Annotated in this window: 14 protein-coding genes; 9 read left to right on the top strand and 5 right to left on the bottom strand. The window is 63.6% G+C overall.

The features are described 5' to 3' along the window. Nucleotides 1-10 precede the first annotated feature (10 nt). On the bottom strand, nt 11-1,375 hold the full coding sequence (gene eat / locus TU80_RS02110) for an ethanolamine permease (RefSeq protein ID WP_057003738.1): 1,365 nt from the start codon (nt 1,373-1,375) through the stop codon (nt 11-13). Between the two features lie 412 nt (nt 1,376-1,787). On the opposite strand from eat, the gene kdpF reads away from it, so the two are divergent. The 6 genes from kdpF (at nt 1,788) to TU80_RS02080 (ending at nt 9,748) form a co-directional block, all read left to right on the top strand. Then, nucleotides 1,788-1,877, top strand: a complete 90-nt coding sequence (gene kdpF / locus TU80_RS02105; protein WP_003218754.1) for a K(+)-transporting ATPase subunit F — start codon at nt 1,788-1,790, stop codon at nt 1,875-1,877. 9 nt (nt 1,878-1,886) lie between these two features. Further along, on the top strand, nt 1,887-3,581 hold the full coding sequence (gene kdpA / locus TU80_RS02100; RefSeq protein ID WP_057003737.1) for a potassium-transporting ATPase subunit KdpA: 1,695 nt from the start codon (nt 1,887-1,889) through the stop codon (nt 3,579-3,581). Between the two features lie 11 nt (nt 3,582-3,592). Continuing rightward, a complete protein-coding gene (kdpB, locus tag TU80_RS02095; RefSeq protein WP_026140253.1) occupies nt 3,593-5,650 on the top strand; it encodes a potassium-transporting ATPase subunit KdpB in 2,058 nt (685 codons plus the stop codon). 67 nt (nt 5,651-5,717) lie between these two features. Then, nucleotides 5,718-6,263, top strand: a complete 546-nt coding sequence (gene kdpC / locus TU80_RS02090) for a potassium-transporting ATPase subunit KdpC (protein WP_057003786.1) — start codon at nt 5,718-5,720, stop codon at nt 6,261-6,263. 106 nt (nt 6,264-6,369) lie between these two features. Beyond that, entirely contained in the window at nt 6,370-9,021 is a 2,652-nt protein-coding gene (locus TU80_RS02085) for a sensor histidine kinase (protein ID WP_057003736.1), read from the top strand. A gap of 37 nt (nt 9,022-9,058) precedes the next feature. After that, nucleotides 9,059-9,748 (top strand): response regulator, encoded by a 690-nt coding sequence (locus TU80_RS02080; RefSeq protein ID WP_057003785.1) that lies wholly within the window; start codon nt 9,059-9,061, stop codon nt 9,746-9,748. 147 nt (nt 9,749-9,895) lie between these two features. Here TU80_RS02080 and TU80_RS02075 read toward each other — a convergent pair whose 3' ends face one another. Further along, the gene (locus TU80_RS02075) at nt 9,896-10,933 is read right to left on the bottom strand and encodes a patatin-like phospholipase family protein (RefSeq protein ID WP_017848819.1); all 1,038 of its coding nucleotides are present in this window, start codon (nt 10,931-10,933) and stop codon (nt 9,896-9,898) included. Between the two features lie 217 nt (nt 10,934-11,150). On the opposite strand from TU80_RS02075, the gene TU80_RS02070 reads away from it, so the two are divergent. From TU80_RS02070 to TU80_RS02060, 3 genes are all read left to right on the top strand, one after another. Then, complete coding sequence (locus tag TU80_RS02070; RefSeq protein ID WP_017848818.1) at nt 11,151-11,429, top strand: hypothetical protein; 279 nt, start codon at nt 11,151-11,153, stop codon at nt 11,427-11,429. Nucleotides 11,430-11,511: 82 nt separating this feature from the next. Further along, nucleotides 11,512-12,273, top strand: a complete 762-nt coding sequence (locus tag TU80_RS02065; RefSeq protein WP_046384253.1) for a CHAD domain-containing protein — start codon at nt 11,512-11,514, stop codon at nt 12,271-12,273. A gap of 90 nt (nt 12,274-12,363) precedes the next feature. Further along, nucleotides 12,364-13,161 (top strand): acyl-CoA thioesterase, encoded by a 798-nt coding sequence (locus TU80_RS02060; RefSeq protein WP_046384252.1) that lies wholly within the window; start codon nt 12,364-12,366, stop codon nt 13,159-13,161. A 3-nt stretch (nt 13,162-13,164) separates the two neighbouring features. Here the strand turns inward: TU80_RS02060 and TU80_RS02055 are convergent, their stop codons facing one another. From TU80_RS02055 to TU80_RS02045, 3 genes are all read right to left on the bottom strand, one after another. Next, complete coding sequence (locus tag TU80_RS02055) at nt 13,165-13,527, bottom strand: Mpo1-like protein (protein ID WP_017848815.1); 363 nt, start codon at nt 13,525-13,527, stop codon at nt 13,165-13,167. A gap of 109 nt (nt 13,528-13,636) precedes the next feature. Further along, entirely contained in the window at nt 13,637-15,118 is a 1,482-nt protein-coding gene (locus tag TU80_RS02050; protein WP_046384251.1) for a methyl-accepting chemotaxis protein, read from the bottom strand. 98 nt (nt 15,119-15,216) lie between these two features. Next, a complete protein-coding gene (locus tag TU80_RS02045) occupies nt 15,217-16,023 on the bottom strand; it encodes a TatD family hydrolase (protein WP_046483457.1) in 807 nt (268 codons plus the stop codon). Between the last annotated feature and the right edge of the window lie 120 nt (nt 16,024-16,143).

Below are 16,143 nucleotides of genomic sequence, written 5' to 3'. Positions count from 1 at the left end.
CCTCAAAACCTTAGAGCCCGGTCAACATTGCATCTGCCGGTGCCGCGGCGCGGTCGTGCGCGGTCATCTGGAAGTAGATGAAGCCGACCAGCATGAAGCCGAGGAAGATCATGCCGATCAGTGCGTTGAACCAGGCCATGGCCACCAGGCACACCACCGCCAGCACCAGCGCGATGCCCGGCACGATCGGGTAGCCCGGAGCGCGGAAGGTGCGTTCCAGCAGCGGTTCGGTCTTACGCAGTTTGAACAGGCTGAGCATGCTCATGATGTACATCACGATGGCGCCGAATACGGCCATGGTGATCATTGCTGCAGTCAGGGTCATGCCGCCCAGGTTGATCAAACCGTCGCTGTAGATGGCGGCAATACCGACCACGCCGCCAGCGATGATTGCCCGGTGCGGTGTATGAAAACGCGACAGCTTGGCCAGGAACGGCGGCAGGTAGCCGGCCCGAGCCAGGGCGAAGAATTGGCGCGAGTAGCCAAGGATGATGCCGTGGAAGCTCGCCACCAAACCGAACAGGCCGATCCACACCAGCATGTGCAGCCAGCCGGAGCTTTCGCCTACTACGGTTTTCATCGCCTGGGGCAGCGGGTCGTTGATGTTCGACAAGGTGCGCCAGTCGCCCACGCCGCCGGCGAAGAACATCACGCCCATGGCCAGGATCACCAGGGTCAGGATGCCGCTGATGTAGGCTTTCGGAATGGTGCGCTTGGGATCTTTCGCTTCCTCGGCCGCCATGGCCGCGCCTTCGATGGCGAGGAAGAACCAGATGGCGAATGGGATCGCCGCGAACATTCCGGCAATCGCCGGAGCACCGAAGGTGTCGGAGCCGGCCCAGCCATTGAGGGCGAAGTTGCTGAAGCTGAACGCGGGGGCGACTACGCCCATGAACACCAGCAGTTCGGCGACGGCGAGTACGCACACCACCAGCTCGAAGGTAGCGGCGAGTTTCACGCCGAGGATGTTCAGGCCCATGAACACGATGTAGGCGCCGACGGCGGCGTGTTTCGGATCGAGTGCGGGAAACTGCACATTCAGATACGCACCGATGGCCAAGGCGATGGCGGGCGGGGCGAACACGAATTCGATCAGGGTCGCCAGGCCGGCAATCAGGCCGCCTTTTTCCCCAAACGCGCGGCGGCTGTAGGCAAAGGGCCCACCTGCGTGGGGAATGGCGGTGGTCAGTTCGGTGAAACTGAAGATAAAGCAGGTGTACATCGCGGCGACCATCAACGAGGTCACCAGGAAGCCCAAGGTCCCGGCTACGCCCCAGCCATAGCTCCAGCCGAAGTATTCCCCGGAAATCACCAGCCCGACCGCGATGCCCCACAAATGCAGGGTGCCCAAGGTGGGTTTGAGTTGTGTGTTCATCGTATTGCGCTCCCTGAACCGGTTGGAATGATTCAAGGTGTTGCAGCGGCCATGCCAGCCTGAGAATCATTGTCGTAAAGCTGCGCTACTGTCGTTTGGGGGATGGTTTGGCGTTTGAAATTTCCTGTTGCTGCACCAGATAAGTGCGGCGGTGACTGTGCCGGTGCTATCGGGAGCAAGCTCCCTCCCACACTTGGCCGAGTTGTCACGCCGAGCGCCGATCAACCTGTGGGAGGGGGCTTACTCCCGATAGCGCCCGCCCAGGCACCGAAACCCCCGGTGTAAACCCCGCATAAACCCACTCTTTACGCCATCTTTACGCCCCACCCAGCCCCTCGCTCTCGTTCCTTTACACCACTCCTGCCGACAATTGCCCCACACGCGGCACTCGCCGCAAAACGGAGAGACTTCCATGAGCGTTCTGGACGGGGTGTCACTGCTATTGGCCGTGGCGCTGTTCATTTATCTGCTGGTTGCGCTATTACGCGCGGATCGGAACTAGGAGCAGGCTATGCACAGTTATGACTATTGGCTGATCATCGCCTTCTTCGCCGTGGTACTGGTGCCGGCCCCGTTCCTGGGGCGGTTCTATTACAACGTGATGGAAGGCCGGCGCACTTGGCTCACGCCGCTGCTCGGGCCCGTGGAGCGCGCGTGCTATCGCCTCTCGGGCGTGGACGCGCAACAGGAACAGAGCTGGCAGAAATACATGTTGGCGTTGCTGGCGTTCAACCTCGCCGGGTTTGTGTTGCTGTTCTCGATCCTGTTGTTCCAGGACTACCTTCCACTGAACCCGCAGAAATTGCCGGGCCAGGAATGGACCCTGGCCTTCAACACCGCGGTCAGCTTCATGACCAACACCAACTGGCAGTCCTACAGCGGTGAAGCGTCCCTCAGCTACCTCAGCCAGATGGCCGGCCTCACCGTGCAGAACTTCGTCAGTGCGGCCACCGGCCTGGCAGTCCTGGTCGCGCTATGCCGTGGGATCGGTCGCAAATCCACCCAGACCCTGGGCAACTTTTGGGTCGACATGACCCGCGCCACGCTCTACGGCCTGTTGCCGTTGTGCCTGGTGATGGCGTTGTTCCTGGTGTGGCAGGGCGTGCCGCAAACCTTCGCGCATTATGTTGATGCCGTGACCCTGCAGGGTGTCGACCAGGTGATCCCTTTGGGCCCGGCGGCCAGCCAGATTGCGATCAAGCAACTGGGCACCAACGGCGGCGGTTTCTTTGGCGTGAACTCGGCGCATCCGTTTGAAAACCCGACGGCCTGGGCCAACCTGTTCGAGTTGTCGGCGATCATCCTGATCCCGGTGGCGCTGGTGTTTACCTTCGGCCATTACGTGAAGGATCTGCGTCAGAGCCGGGCGATCCTCGCTTGCATGCTGGCCCTGTTCCTGATCGGCGGTGCAACCTCGCTGTGGGCCGAGTACCAGCCCAACCCGACCTTGAACAACCCGGCGGTTGAGCAGACCGCGCCGCTGGAAGGTAAAGAAGCGCGCTTCGGCACCACTGGCACCGTGTTGTGGTCGGTGACCACCACCGCGGCGTCCAACGGTTCGGTCAACGGCATGCACGACAGCCTCAGCCCCCTCAGCGGGATGGTGGCACTGGTCAACATGATGGTCGGCGAAGTGATCTTCGGCGGCGTCGGCGCCGGTATGTACGGCATGTTGCTCAACGTGTTGATCGCGGTGTTCCTCGCCGGCCTGATGATCGGCCGCACTCCGGAATACCTGGGCAAGAAGCTGCAGGCCAAGGAAGTGCAATTGCTGGTCGTGACCCTGATGGTGATGCCGATCGGCGTGCTGGTGCTCGGTGCCATAGCTTCCAGCCTGCCCGGCCCGGCCGGTGCGATCAGCAACCCTGGCCCCCACGGGTTCAGCCAGTTGCTCTATGCCTACACCTCGGCCAGTGCCAACAACGGTTCGGCGTTCGGCGGCTTCAGTGCCAACACGCCGTTCCACAACTTGATGCTGGGCCTGGGCATGTTGATCGGTCGCTTCGGCTACATCCTCCCGGTACTGGCCCTGGCCGGCAGCCTGGCGATGAAGAAGACCGCACCGATTGGCCAGAACAGCTTCCCCACCCATGGTCCGCTGTTCGTGACCCTGTTGACCGTGACCATTTTGCTGGTGGGCGGCCTGACCTTCCTGCCGACACTGGCACTGGGCCCTATTGCTGAACACCTGAGCATGGGCTTCTGAAGGATATGAAAATGAATATGCCTGCAAAAAACGCGAGCCCGGTCAAAACCCACGAACCCGCCAAAACCGCGATCTCCGCGCTGTGGCGCCCGGCGCTGGTCCAGGCGTTCGTCAAGCTCGACCCACGGCAACTGCAACGCTCGCCGGTGATGCTGGTGGTCGAACTGACCGCCATCCTCACCACCGTGCTGTGCCTGGTGCCCGACACCGCCGTGCCGACCTTCGTCGCCGCGCAAATCGCCGTGTGGCTGTGGTTCACCGTGCTGTTCGCCAACTTCGCCGAAGCCTTGGCCGAAGGGCGTGGCAAGGCCCGCGCCGACAGCCTCAAGGCCGGCAGCGAAGGCCTCAGCGCTCGGCGCAAGGAGGCCGATGGCAGCTTCAAGGTCGTGCCCGCCACCAGCCTGCGCAAAGGTGATGTGGTGCGCGTCGCCGCCGGGGAAATGATCCCCGGCGACGGCGAGGTCATCGAAGGCATCGCCGCGGTCAACGAAGCGGCGATCACCGGCGAATCCGCACCGGTGATCCGCGAATCCGGCGGCGATCGCTCGGCCGTCACCGGCAACACGCGCCTGGTCTCGGACTGGCTGCTGATCCGCATCACCGCCAACCCCGGCGAGTCCACGCTGGACCGCATGATCGCGCTGGTGGAAGGCGCCAAACGCCAGAAAACCCCCAACGAAGTGGCGCTGGATATCCTGCTGATCGGCCTGACCCTGATCTTCCTGCTGGTGGTCGTGACCCTGCAGCCGTTCGCCCACTTCGCCAATGGCAGCTTGCCCCTGGTGTTCCTGGTCGCCCTGCTGGTGACGCTGATTCCGACCACCATCGGCGGCTTGCTCTCGGCCATCGGTATCGCCGGTATGGACCGCCTGGTGCGCCTCAACGTGATCGCCAAGTCCGGTCGCGCCGTGGAAGCGGCGGGGGACGTGCATGTGTTGTTGCTGGACAAGACCGGCACCATCACCTTTGGCAACCGTCGCTGCGCGGCAGTGGTGGCGGCGCCGGGCGTGAGCGGCCGGGAACTGGCCGAGGGCGCGCTGCTGGCGTCCCTGGCGGATGACACGGCAGAAGGTAAATCCATCGTTGAATACCTGCGTGCCCTGCACCCACAGGCCGAGCCGTCCCTGGCGGAACTGACTGCTGTGCCGTTCACCGCCGAAACCCGTTTGTCCGGCGTCGACTATCAGGGCCGCGTGTTCCGCAAAGGCGCCGTGGACTCGCTGCTGGCGTTTATCGGTCAGCCTCGCGGCGACCTGCAACCGGCTCTGTCGCGGGAAGTCGACAAGATCGCCCAGAGCGGCGGCACGCCGTTGCTGGTGTGCGCCGATGGCAAGTTGCTCGGTGCGATCCATCTGAAGGACGTGGTCAAGCCCGGCATCCGCGAACGGTTTGCCGAGCTGCGCAAGCTGGGGATCCGCACCGTGATGGTCACCGGCGACAACCCGCTGACAGCGGCCGCGATTGCTGCGGAAGCCGGCGTGGACGACGTGTTGGCCGAAGCTACCCCGGAGAAAAAACTCGCACGGATCCGCCACGAACAGAACGACGGCCGACTGGTGGCGATGTGCGGCGACGGCGCCAACGACGCCCCGGCGCTGGCCCAGGCGGACGTCGGCATGGCGATGAACGACGGCACCCAGGCTGCCCGCGAAGCGGCCAACATGGTCGACCTCGACAGCGACCCGACCAAGCTGCTGGACGTGGTGCAGATCGGCAAGGAATTGCTGGTGACCCGCGGCGCGCTGACCACCTTTTCCATCGCTAACGACGTGGCCAAGTACTTCGCGATCCTGCCGGCGCTGTTCGCCTCGATCTACCCGCAACTGGGCGTGCTCAACGTGATGCACCTGCAGAGCCCGCAGAGCGCGATCCTCTCGGCCATCGTGTTCAACGCGCTGATCATCGTCGTGCTGATTCCCCTGGCGCTGCGCGGTGTGCGGGTGCAGGCGGCGAGCGCGGCGGCGTTGCTGCGGCGCAACCTGTTGATCTACGGCCTGGGCGGGATTGTGGTGCCGTTCGTGGGCATCAAGGCGATCGACATGTTGCTGACCGCGCTGCACCTGGTTTGACCCGATGCCTGTGGGCACCGGCAAAGCGGTGGCCACAGGTTGCACTGACCGAATCGAGGAATTTGAAATGTCCAATATCATCCGCCCGGCCCTGAGTCTGCTGGTCCTCATGACCCTGATCACCGGCGTCGCCTACCCGTTGGTGGTGACCGGCGTCGCCCAGGTTGCCTTCCCGGACCAGGCCAACGGCAGCCTGGTGCGCGACGCCAGCGGCAAGGTGCGCGGCTCCAGCCTGATCGCACAGGACTTTACCGGCGACAGCTGGTTCCACCCGCGTCCTTCGGCGGGCGCGTTCGCGACCGTGTCCAGCAGCGCGAGCAACCTGGGGCCAAGCAACCCGGCACTGGCCACGCGCGTGTTCGATGACGCGAATAAACAGTTCGTGCCCGCGCAAGGGCCGGTGCCGTTAGCCTCGCTGACTACCTCCGGCAGCGGTCTTGATCCACACTTGCCTCCGCAGGCGATTGCCTATCAACTGGCGCGGGTAGCCGCCGCGCGGAACATGCCGGTGGCCACCCTGCAACGCTTGCTGGATGAACACATCGAAAGCCCACTGGTGGGCCCGCCGGTGGTGAATGTGCTGGCGCTGAACATGGCCCTGGAAAAATTGTAAACAGGAGCGCCGCTATCGCGGGCAATGCGTTCCAAATGTGAGAGCGGGCTTGCCCGCGATAGCGCCCTGAAAGACACCCTATAAACCCCTGAAGGAACCCCCGCGCATGAGCGACTCCGGCCGCGCCGATGCCCTGTTAGCCGATCTGCCCCGGGACGGCCGTGGCCGGCTCAAAGTCTTCCTTGGCGCCGCGCCGGGTGTGGGCAAGACCTACGCCATGCTCCAGGCCGCCCACACGCAGTTGCGCCAGGGCGTCAGGTTGCTCGCTGGCGTGGTCGAAACCCATGGCCGCGCCGAGACCGAAGCGTTGCTCAGCGGCCTGCCGCAGCAACCGTTGCTGCGCAGTGAATACCGGGGCGTGATGCTCGAGGAAATGGACCTGGACGGCCTGCTCGCCGCCAAGCCGCAACTGGTGCTGGTGGACGAACTGGCCCACAGCAACGCGCCCGGCAGCCGCCATGAAAAGCGCTGGCAGGATATTCAGGAACTGCTCGCCGCCGGCATCAACGTGTTCACCACGGTCAACGTCCAGCACCTGGAAAGCCTCAACGATCAGGTGCGTGGCATTACCGGCGTGCAGGTGCGCGAAACCCTGCCCGATTGGGTCTTGCAGGAGGCCGATGAACTGCTGCTGATCGACCTGCCGTCCCGCGAGTTGCTGGAGCGCCTGCGCGACGGCAAGGTGTATGTGCCGGAACAGGCTCGTGCGGCCATCGACGCGTTTTTCACCCAGACCAACCTGATGGCCCTGCGCGAGCTGGCGATGCAAACCGCCGCGGCTCACGTCGACGACGACCTGGCCCAGGGCTACCGCCAACTCGGCCAGGCCGCGCCGGCCGTGCGTGGGCGCTTGCTGGTCGGCGTCGACGGCGATGCACAAGCCGAACGCCTGGTGCGCCATGCCAGCCGCGTGGCGCAGCGTCGCCATCTGCCCTGGACCCTCGTGCATATCGATAACGGCCGCGCACGCGATGAGCAAGCACGCCTGCGTCTGCAAAATGCCCAGCAACTGGCCGAACGCCTCGGCGGTGACGTGGTGCTGCTGCGTGCGGGTGAGGTGACCAAGACGTTGATCCAGCATGCCGCCGAGCGCCGCGCCAGCCTGGTGCTGGTCGGGCAGTCGCGGATGAACTGGCGACGTCGGCTGTTCGGCGGTGGCGTGGCCGAGCGCCTGATGCGCAATGCGCGCGGTCTGGAAATCAATATCCTCGACAGCGACGACGTACCTGCACCGCCGCGTCTGCCGGATGTGCGCGGGCTGGTGTGGTTCGACTATGCGCTGGCGGTGGTCGCGACGGTGATCGCGGCGGCCCTGGCCTGGGCGGTCGCCAGTGTGTTGCCGTTGCCGAATATCTCGCTGGTGTTTCTCGCGGCGGTATTGCTGGTGGCGGTGCGCAGCAGCCTGGGGCCGTCCCTGATGTGCGCGGCGCTGTCGTTCCTGACGTATGACTTCCTGTTTATTCCGCCAAAATTCTCCTTCGCCATCCAGCGTGAAGAAGACGTGCTGACTCTGTTGTTCTTCCTGCTGATGGCGGCGCTGACCGGCAACCTCGCGGCGCGCCAGCGCCGGCAGTTGCAGGCGTTGCGCGATACCCAGGAAGAAACCAGCGAGCTGCTCGACCTGTCGCGCAAACTCACCGCCGCCACCGACCGCCAGGCGGTGATCAGCGCGGCGGCGCATCACCTGGAAGGCTGGAGCGACCTGGATCTGTGCCTGGTCAACCGCGACGGCCAGGGCGGCTGGAAAGTCGAGACCGGCGGGCCGCTGACCTTCACCGAAGCCGAACGCGCCGCCGCCGACTGGGCCTGGCAGCATGATCAGCCGGCGGGCAAGGGCACCGGCACGTTGCCGTTCGGGGGCTGGTGGTGGTGGCCGCTGTCGAGCGAAGAGGGCCCGCTGGGGTTGCTCGGTGTCAGTGCAAAACCCGGTATGGAACTGAGCGGCCAGCGCCGTCGCTTGCTGATCGCCTTGAGCCAGCCGCTGGCCCAGGCGTTGGCCCGCGCGCAATTGGCGCAGGAGCTGGAGTCCGCGCGCCTGCACGGCGAGACCGAGCAACTGCGCAGTGCCTTGCTCGCCTCGGTGTCCCACGATTTGCGCACGCCGTTGACGTCCATGCGCGGCAGTATCGACAGCCTGCTGGCACTCGGCGAAGCCATCCCGCTGGAGGATCGCCGCGAGTTGCTCGAAGGCACCCGCGATGAAGCTGAGCGCCTCGACCGCTATATCCAGAACCTGTTGGACATGACCCGCCTGGGCCACGGCGCGTTGAAGCTGGCGCGCGATTGGGTCTCGCCCGGTGATATCGTCGGCAGCGCCCTCGGCCGTTTGCGCGCGGTGCTGGCGCCGTTGCAGGTGAGGATCGATGTGCCGTCTGAACTGCCATTGCTGTATGTGCATGCCGCGTTGATCGAGCAGGCGCTGGTCAACGTGCTGGAAAACGCCGCTCGATTCTCGCCGGCCCAGGGCCATTTGCACGTCAGCGCCGGGGTGTCGGATAACCAGCTATTCTTCGCCGTGGCGGACGAGGGCCCCGGGATTCCCGAAGACGAGCGCGCGAAGATTTTCGATATGTTCTACACCGCTGCCCGTGGCGATCGCGGCGGGCAGGGCACCGGTCTGGGCCTGGCGATCTGCCAGGGCATGGTCGGTGCCCATGGCGGGCATATCAGCGTCGCCGATGGGATTGGCGGGCGGGGTACCTGCATCACGCTGTTCCTGCCTTTACCCGCACAGCCTGGCCTGGAACGCGAGGCGTGAGCTACTCTCTTTTTTCGATGGATTTTGATTGGACACCATGAGCCAGACCGCGACGATTTTGGTCATTGACGACGAACCGCAGATCCGCAAATTCCTGCGCATCAGCCTGGCCTCCCAGGGCTACAAAGTGATCGAGGCCGGCACTGGCAACGAGGGCCTGGCCCAGGCCGCCTTGAGCAAGCCGGATTTGCTGGTACTCGACCTCGGCTTGCCGGACATGGACGGCCAGCAGGTGCTGCGCGAGTTTCGTGAGTGGTCGACGGTGCCGGTGCTGGTGTTGTCGGTGCGCGCCGGCGAAGTGCAAAAGGTCGAGGCGCTGGATGGGGGCGCGAACGATTACGTCACCAAACCCTTTGGCATCCAGGAGTTTCTGGCCCGCGTGCGCGCCTTGTTGCGCCAGGCCCCAGCGGGTGAAGCCCAGGAAGCGGCGTTGTGTTTTGGCCCGCTGACGGTGGACCTGGCCTTCCGCCGCGTATTGCTGGACGGCGCCGAAGTGGCGCTGACCCGCAAGGAATACGCGGTGCTGGCGCAACTGGCGCGACATCCGGGGCGGGTGATTACCCAGCAACAACTGCTCAAGGACATCTGGGGGCCGACCCATACCGAGGACAGCCACTATCTGCGCATCGTGGTGGGCCACCTGCGCCAGAAGCTGGCGGATGATCCGACTCAGCCGCGGTTTATCGTGACCGAGGCGGGGGTGGGGTATCGGTTGCTGGGGGCTTAGGCCTGGTGGGTTTTCGTTGGCTGTCAGGGCCCTATCGGGGGCAAGTCGAATCGTCGCACCGCCCCTCCCACAGTTTGATTTGTGAACACATTTCAAAATGTGGGAGGGGGCTTGCCCCCGATAGGGCCCCCAGCCACACCGCCAATCTCAGTGCTGCTCACTCTCATACCGATCCAACGTATCACTGGCGATCTCGCGCCCCAGGGCGATCAGTTCCGGCGCCTTGTAGAACTCGAAAAACCGGCACACCCGCTTCGGCACGTTGATCAGCACATCCGGCGGGTAGCCGGCGATCTTGTATTGCGCCAGCGATGTCTGCATCACCTCGAAGCTCTGGTTGATCAGGTCCAGCAATGATGCCGGGCCGACGTTATCGATGATGAACGAACCGGTCGCCGACTTCGGCGCCCCGGCTTTTTCCGGGGCGGCGGCGGGCTGCTGGGATTCCGGTTCGGCCGACTCCAGCCACGGGTTGATCTCGGCCGCTTGGGCCTGCAAGGCTTCCTGTTCGAGCTTCATCAACTGCTCGGCCTGCTTGCGGCGAAACGGCAAGTGCGAACCCAGCGACTTCGCCAGGCTGTTGAAGCGGCTCTTGAATGCCGGCGGCCGCTGGATCACCGGCAAGTGGTAGTGTTTCTGGTTGGTCGCGTTGAGGTTGACCGCAATGATCAAGTCGCAATGGCTCGACACCACCGGCACGATCGGCAGCGGGTTGAGCAGGCCGCCGTCCACCAGCATGCGGTTGCCCTGCATCACCGGGGTGAACAGGCTCGGAATCGCCGCCGATGCGCGCATGGCCTGGTGCAGGCAGCCTTCCTGGAACCAGATTTCCTGCTGGTTGGTGAGGTCGGTGGCCACGGCGGTGTAGGGGATGCGCAGCTCTTCGATATTGATCTCGCCGACGATCTTGCGGATCTGCCCGAAGACCTTCTCGCCGCGAATCGCTCCCAGGCGGAAGCTCACATCGACCAGGCGCAGTACGTCGAGGTAATCCAGGCTTTCGATCCAGTTGCGATACTCGTCGAGTTTGCCGGCAGCATAGATTCCGCCCACCACCGCGCCCATGGAGCAGCCGGCGATACAGGCGATGTCGTAGCCGCGCCGTTCGATTTCCTCGATCACACCGATATGGGCATAGCCCCTGGCCCCACCGGAGCCCAGCACCAAGGCAACACGCTTCTTCATGGTCGATGTCCTTCGTTAAGCAGGCGCCCACAATGCACCCAATACGGGGGCGGCTTCAATCTTCGCGCCACCGCGCAATATTTTTCCAGAATAGCGGCTAGGCTCGGGTATGCTCTGGCAATAGGCGCTTTTGATTTCGGGTGGCGGACAAGGCACTTTTCTTTGTAGGCAACGTCTACACGGTACGACCGTTTTTCTTTATTTTGAGGTGTCATCGATGAAAGCCTGGATGTGTGTGCCTGTGATCATGTTGGCCCTGGCCGGTTGCGCCGGGAAAACTGCCTATCGCGACAGCTGCGGCAGCCAATTGGACGCCGCGTGGAAAGAGCTGGACCTGGCCAAGGCCGAAGGCTTTGCCGGCACCGTGAGTTACTCCAAGGCCTTGTCCCTGCTGACCGGCGCCAAGACCCAGCAGCAATTCGAAGCGTTCGAAGGCTGCGCCAACAAGGCCGAGAAGGCGCGTTTCTATATTCGTGAGTCGCGCGCCGGCCGCTGATTCGTCGCAGCTGTCGAGTGCAACCAGGCTGCGTCAGCGGTTTGAGTGATGCAGGGATTATTCGTCGTCAGTGGGGGAAAGCATGTCAGCCTTGGTAGATCAGTTAGTCGCTCAGGTCATCGGCCTGGAAGTAGGGTTACTGAGCTGCCAGGCTCGGCTCGCCGCCGTCACCGACGATGAAGCCCTGCATGATTTGCGCACCACCGTGCGGCGCCTGCGTAGCCTGTTGCGACCCTTGCGCGGCTTGCCGGGGGTCGAACAACTCGAACTGGCCGCCAGCACCGTCGGCCAATTGACCACCCCGTTGCGCGATCGTGAAGTGCTGGCCGCGCATCTGCACCAGCACGGTCACCATGCCGCCGCCGACCGTCGTCTGCGCCTGCAACCCGAGGCCTATCGCCACGTCGCCCAGGGCCCGGAGCTGGCGCACCTGCTGCAGATCCTCGATGCATTCCCGCGGTTTATCCGTGCCTCGCAACACCAGAAACTGCTCAGGGGCCTGCGCACGCGTATCGAGAAACGCCTGACCAAGCAATGGCACAACCTCGATGACGCCCTGCAGGACCCCAGTCACGATCGCCACCGTCTGCGCTTGTTGATCAAGCGCGTGCGCTACGCCGCCGAAGCCTACCCCGAGCTGGACAAGCTGCCGGTCAAGGCCGTGTTGCGCCTCAAGCAAGCCCAAGGCGCCCTGGGCGATTGGCATGATTGCTGGCAGTGGCTGCTCCAGGCCGAGCATCAAGCCGATCTGCAGCCCTGTGTGACGATTTGGCGTCGCACCATGGCCCAGGCCGAAGGCGAGGCGGATCGGGTGCTGGACAAACTCTGCGCGGATTGTTTCTGAGCCGGTCCGGTTTTTGGCCGGAATAGGCGCTGTACCTGGTGGTTGCGCTGGTTAAGATCGCTGCTCCGGTCTTTTTGATGTGAGGTCGCCATGCGCTTCAGTGATTTGCTCGACGCCGCCCGTAACCACCCGCTGGAGGTCACCATCCCCGCCGAATGGGCGCAGGGTCGCGCGACCTTTGGTGGCCTGGTGGCCGCTTTGCAATATGAAGCGCTACGCGCCCAGGTCCCTGCCGACCGGCCGTTACGCTCGTTGGCAATCACTTTTGTCGGCCCGGTCGCCGCGGATGTGCCCGCCAGTTATCACGTCGAAGTGCTGCGCGAAGGCAAGGCGGTCAGCCAGTTGCTTGGCCGGGTGGTGCAGAACGGTGAAGTGGCGACGCTGGTCCAGGCCAGTTTCGGCGCGTCCCGTGAGTCGCAAGTCGTGGTGCCGAGCGAGCCGCCGCCGACCTTCAAGCATTGGGATGAATGCCAGGAGCTGCCGTATATCCAGGGCGTCACCCCGGAATTCATGCGGCACCTGGCGATGCGCTGGAGTGTCGGCGGCCTGCCGTTTACCGGCAATACCTCCCGCGACATGGGCGGTTGGGTGCGCTTGCGCGGCGATGTGAAGGAAGAGCCGCTGACCGAGTCGCACATCCTCGCCCTGGTGGATGCCTGGCCGCCGGCGTTGCTACCGCACCTGCGCAAGCCAGCGCCGGGCAGTACCCTGACCTGGACCATCGAGTTTATCCAGCCGCTGCAAGACCTCACCACACTTGACTGGTGCCAGTACTACGTCAACATCGAACACGCCCGTGACGGCTACGGCCATGCCGCTGCGGCGCTGTGGAGCCCGAGCGGCGAGTTGATCGCCATCAGCCGCCAGACCGTGGTGGTCTTCGCCTGACCTTCAGTGCCGGTGGCGCTGACGCCAGGCGCGCCACCAGCCACCGCTGAGCACAAAGCGCGGGAAGCTCACGAACTGCTCGACCAACAGGCGTTGGACCGCGTCTTTGCGGTCGCTGAACGGTTCACCGGCCTGGGCTTCCAGGCTGTGGCCATGCCGCTGCAAGGCAAGGCCGGCGAGGATGCCGACAACGCCCACGGCCAAACTGGCCAGGCTCAGGCTGAACACCCCGGAAACGACCAACAGAAACCCGATGATAAACAGCGGCACCGCGATCATGTGCAACGCCAGGTTGGTCGGGTGCTGGTGGTTTTGCGGGTACTGACGCCATTGCCAGGCGGGGAGATTGGGATGACGTTTGCCCATGATGATGAATCCTCTGTCCGTTGAAACAACTTGAACAGAGTTTAGGTCGGGTCGGCTGGCGCGGCGAATCAAGGCTGGCTATGGGGGCCATAGCCTCGCCTTGTATTGCTTATAGCTTCAACTGGCCAATCGCCTTGCTCAACTCCCCGGCCAATGTGGCGAGCTGATTGCTGGTGGTGGCCGAATCCACGGTCTGCTGCACGGTGTTCTCGGTCACATCACGAATACTCACCACGGCGCGGTTCATCTCTTCGGCGACATGGCTCTGCTGTTCGGCGGCGACGGCGATCTGGGTGTTGCTTTCGCGCATCTGCGCCACGGCGCCGGTGATTTCGGCCAGTGCCGCGCCGGCTTCCTGGGCCTGTTGCACGCAGTCATCGGCCTTGAACGAGCTTTCTTGCATGAAGTCCACCGCATCGCGGGTGCCGGCTTGCAGCGCCGAGACCATGAGCGTGATTTCGTCGGTGGAGGTTTGCACGCGTTTGGCCAGGTTGCGCACTTCGTCGGCGACCACGGCGAAACCGCGGCCCATCTCCCCGGCGCGGGCGGCTTCGATGGCGGCGTTGAGCGCGAGCAGGTTGGTCTGTTCGGCGATGCTGTGGATCACGCTGACCACGCCGTTGATTTTCTGGCTGTCTTCGGCGAGTTTCTGGATCATCTCGGCGGTCTGTTGCACGCCGCTGGACAGCCCGGCGATTGAGCGCTGCACCCGATCCACCACTTCGCGGCCGCTGCCGGCGAGGGTGTCGGCGGTCTGGGACAAATCGCGGGTGGCGCCGGCGTGCTGGGCGATGTGGTGGACGGTGGCCGTCATCTCGTTGATGGCGGTGGCGGCCTGGTCGGTTTCGCTTTGCTGGCCGAGCATGCCGTGCTGCACCTCGTTCATGCTGCTGGCCAGGCGCGCCGCGCCCTCATCCAGTTGCTTGGCGGTGCTGGCCACGGTGTTGACCACTCGCTGGTAGCCGGCTTGCATGGCATTGAACGCGCTGGCCATCTGCCCGACTTCATCTTTGCAGGCCAGCGGGACACGCGCCGACAAGTCGCCGGTTTTCTCGACGTGCAGCATCACGTCCTTGAGGGTGTTGAGCTGGCTGAGCAGGAAGCGGATCAGCAACTGCGAGGCGCAGAGCATCGCCAGCATCAGGATCAGCACCGCCACCGCGTAGTTGGCGAAGCGCTCACTGAACACCTGGCTCAGGCTTGGCGCGTAAGCGAGCACGGCGACCTGTTGCCCGTCGGCGCGGGCGACCACTTCAGCGCCCATCAACGGGTTTTCGCCGAATAAGGGCAGGTGATTGAGTTCGACCCAGCCGCTGGCACTGCTCAGGTCTGACAGATCTTGATCAGCCAACTGTGGGACTTGGCCACGGGCAAACGTCAGCCACGCCTCGCCCTTGGGCAGCGCCTTGTCGGCCGGCCAGGCGCTGAGCAAGCGCGCCTGGGCTTGTGCCGAGGCCTGGGACGCCTGGCTGCGCGACTGCTGTTCGAGATGCACAGCGTATAGCACCAACAGCAGCGTGGTGATAAAGGCGACCGCGTTGACGGCCCAGAATTTGTATTTCAGCGAGATATTGCTAAGCCAGGCACCCATAGAAGGTTTTTCTCTGATAGCGGAAACAGCATTGGCAAGGTGCCATTATTGTGCCGCTACTGAAAAAATACCACTTTGATATGGGTCAATACGCCACATCAAACCACAGCGGGTAGGCCAAAAAAAATACGCGCGCAGGCGGTGCTGTGCTGGGCCAGGTCTTCCAGGCTTTCGTTGCGGTGCAGGGCGACTTCGCGCAGCACCTCCGGCAGGTAGGCCGGTTCGTTACGGCCGTTTTTCGGTTTGGGCCGCAGGGTTCGCGGCAGCAGGTAAGGCGCATCGCTTTCCAGCATCAGGCGGCCCCGAGGAATTTCTCTGACCAGCGGATGCAGGTGCGTCCCACGGCGCTCGTCGCAGATCCAGCCGGTGATGCCGATGTGCAAGTCGAGGTCGAGGTAGCTGAACAGCGCCTGCTGCTCGCCCGTGAAACAATGCACCACGGCGGCGGACAAGTGATCGCGGTAATCCTTGAGGATCTCCAGCAGGCGCTGGTTGGCGTCGCGTTCGTGGAGAAACACCGGCAGTTTCAGCTCGACGGCCAGGGCCAGGTGTTCTTCGAGGACTTTTTCCTGCTGCGGGCGCGGTGAGAAGTCGCGGTTGAAATCCAGCCCGCATTCGCCCACCGCGCGCACGCGGCTGTCGTTGAGCAAACCACGTAGGCGTTGGGCGCTGTCGCCGTTCCAGTCGCTGGCGGAGTGGGGGTGGATGCCAGCGGTGCAGAACAGTCGCTGGCCGCTTTCATCCAGCTTTTCGCACAATTGCAGGGCCTGTTCGCTGCCGTCGACACTGGTGCCGGTGAGCACCAATTGTTGCACGCCGGCAGCATACGCACGCTCGAGAACGGCCTGGTGCTTCTCGTCGAAACTTGGGTTTGTCAGGTTGACGCCGATATCAATGAGTTGCATGGTGCTATCTCCGCCTGCGGCCGGAAAGCATATCAGAGCTGTAGATTTATAAGAAAAACCTAGAACTACAACGAGTTATAGCTGTCTTTGAACGTCGCAAGTGACATTGTGGTGGGTCTA

It is taken from the genome of Pseudomonas veronii, assembly GCF_001439695.1.
GTDB classification, from domain to species: Bacteria; Pseudomonadota; Gammaproteobacteria; order Pseudomonadales; family Pseudomonadaceae; genus Aquipseudomonas; species Aquipseudomonas veronii.
The sequence above is the reverse complement of the archived record's forward strand: the minus strand, read 5'-3'. Positions and strand labels throughout refer to the sequence as shown.

What these genes read in the sequence shown, in the direction of transcription:
- TU80_RS02050 (WP_046384251.1), bottom strand. Translation starts at nt 15,118, where the DNA reads ATGGGTGCCTGGCTTAGCAATATCTCGCTGAAATACAAATTCTGGGCC.
- TU80_RS02055 (WP_017848815.1), bottom strand. Translation starts at nt 13,527, where the DNA reads ATGGGCAAACGTCATCCCAATCTCCCCGCCTGGCAATGGCGTCAGTAC.
- TU80_RS02085 (WP_057003736.1), top strand. Translation starts at nt 6,370, where the DNA reads ATGAGCGACTCCGGCCGCGCCGATGCCCTGTTAGCCGATCTGCCCCGG.
- TU80_RS02075 (WP_017848819.1), bottom strand. Translation starts at nt 10,933, where the DNA reads ATGAAGAAGCGTGTTGCCTTGGTGCTGGGCTCCGGTGGGGCCAGGGGC.
- TU80_RS02045 (WP_046483457.1), bottom strand. Translation starts at nt 16,023, where the DNA reads ATGCAACTCATTGATATCGGCGTCAACCTGACAAACCCAAGTTTCGAC.
- TU80_RS02080 (WP_057003785.1), top strand. Translation starts at nt 9,059, where the DNA reads ATGAGCCAGACCGCGACGATTTTGGTCATTGACGACGAACCGCAGATC.
- kdpF (WP_003218754.1), top strand. Translation starts at nt 1,788, where the DNA reads ATGAGCGTTCTGGACGGGGTGTCACTGCTATTGGCCGTGGCGCTGTTC.
- eat (WP_057003738.1), bottom strand. Translation starts at nt 1,375, where the DNA reads ATGAACACACAACTCAAACCCACCTTGGGCACCCTGCATTTGTGGGGC.
- kdpB (WP_026140253.1), top strand. Translation starts at nt 3,593, where the DNA reads ATGAATATGCCTGCAAAAAACGCGAGCCCGGTCAAAACCCACGAACCC.
- TU80_RS02065 (WP_046384253.1), top strand. Translation starts at nt 11,512, where the DNA reads ATGTCAGCCTTGGTAGATCAGTTAGTCGCTCAGGTCATCGGCCTGGAA.
- TU80_RS02070 (WP_017848818.1), top strand. Translation starts at nt 11,151, where the DNA reads ATGAAAGCCTGGATGTGTGTGCCTGTGATCATGTTGGCCCTGGCCGGT.
- kdpA (WP_057003737.1), top strand. Translation starts at nt 1,887, where the DNA reads ATGCACAGTTATGACTATTGGCTGATCATCGCCTTCTTCGCCGTGGTA.
- kdpC (WP_057003786.1), top strand. Translation starts at nt 5,718, where the DNA reads ATGTCCAATATCATCCGCCCGGCCCTGAGTCTGCTGGTCCTCATGACC.
- TU80_RS02060 (WP_046384252.1), top strand. Translation starts at nt 12,364, where the DNA reads ATGCGCTTCAGTGATTTGCTCGACGCCGCCCGTAACCACCCGCTGGAG.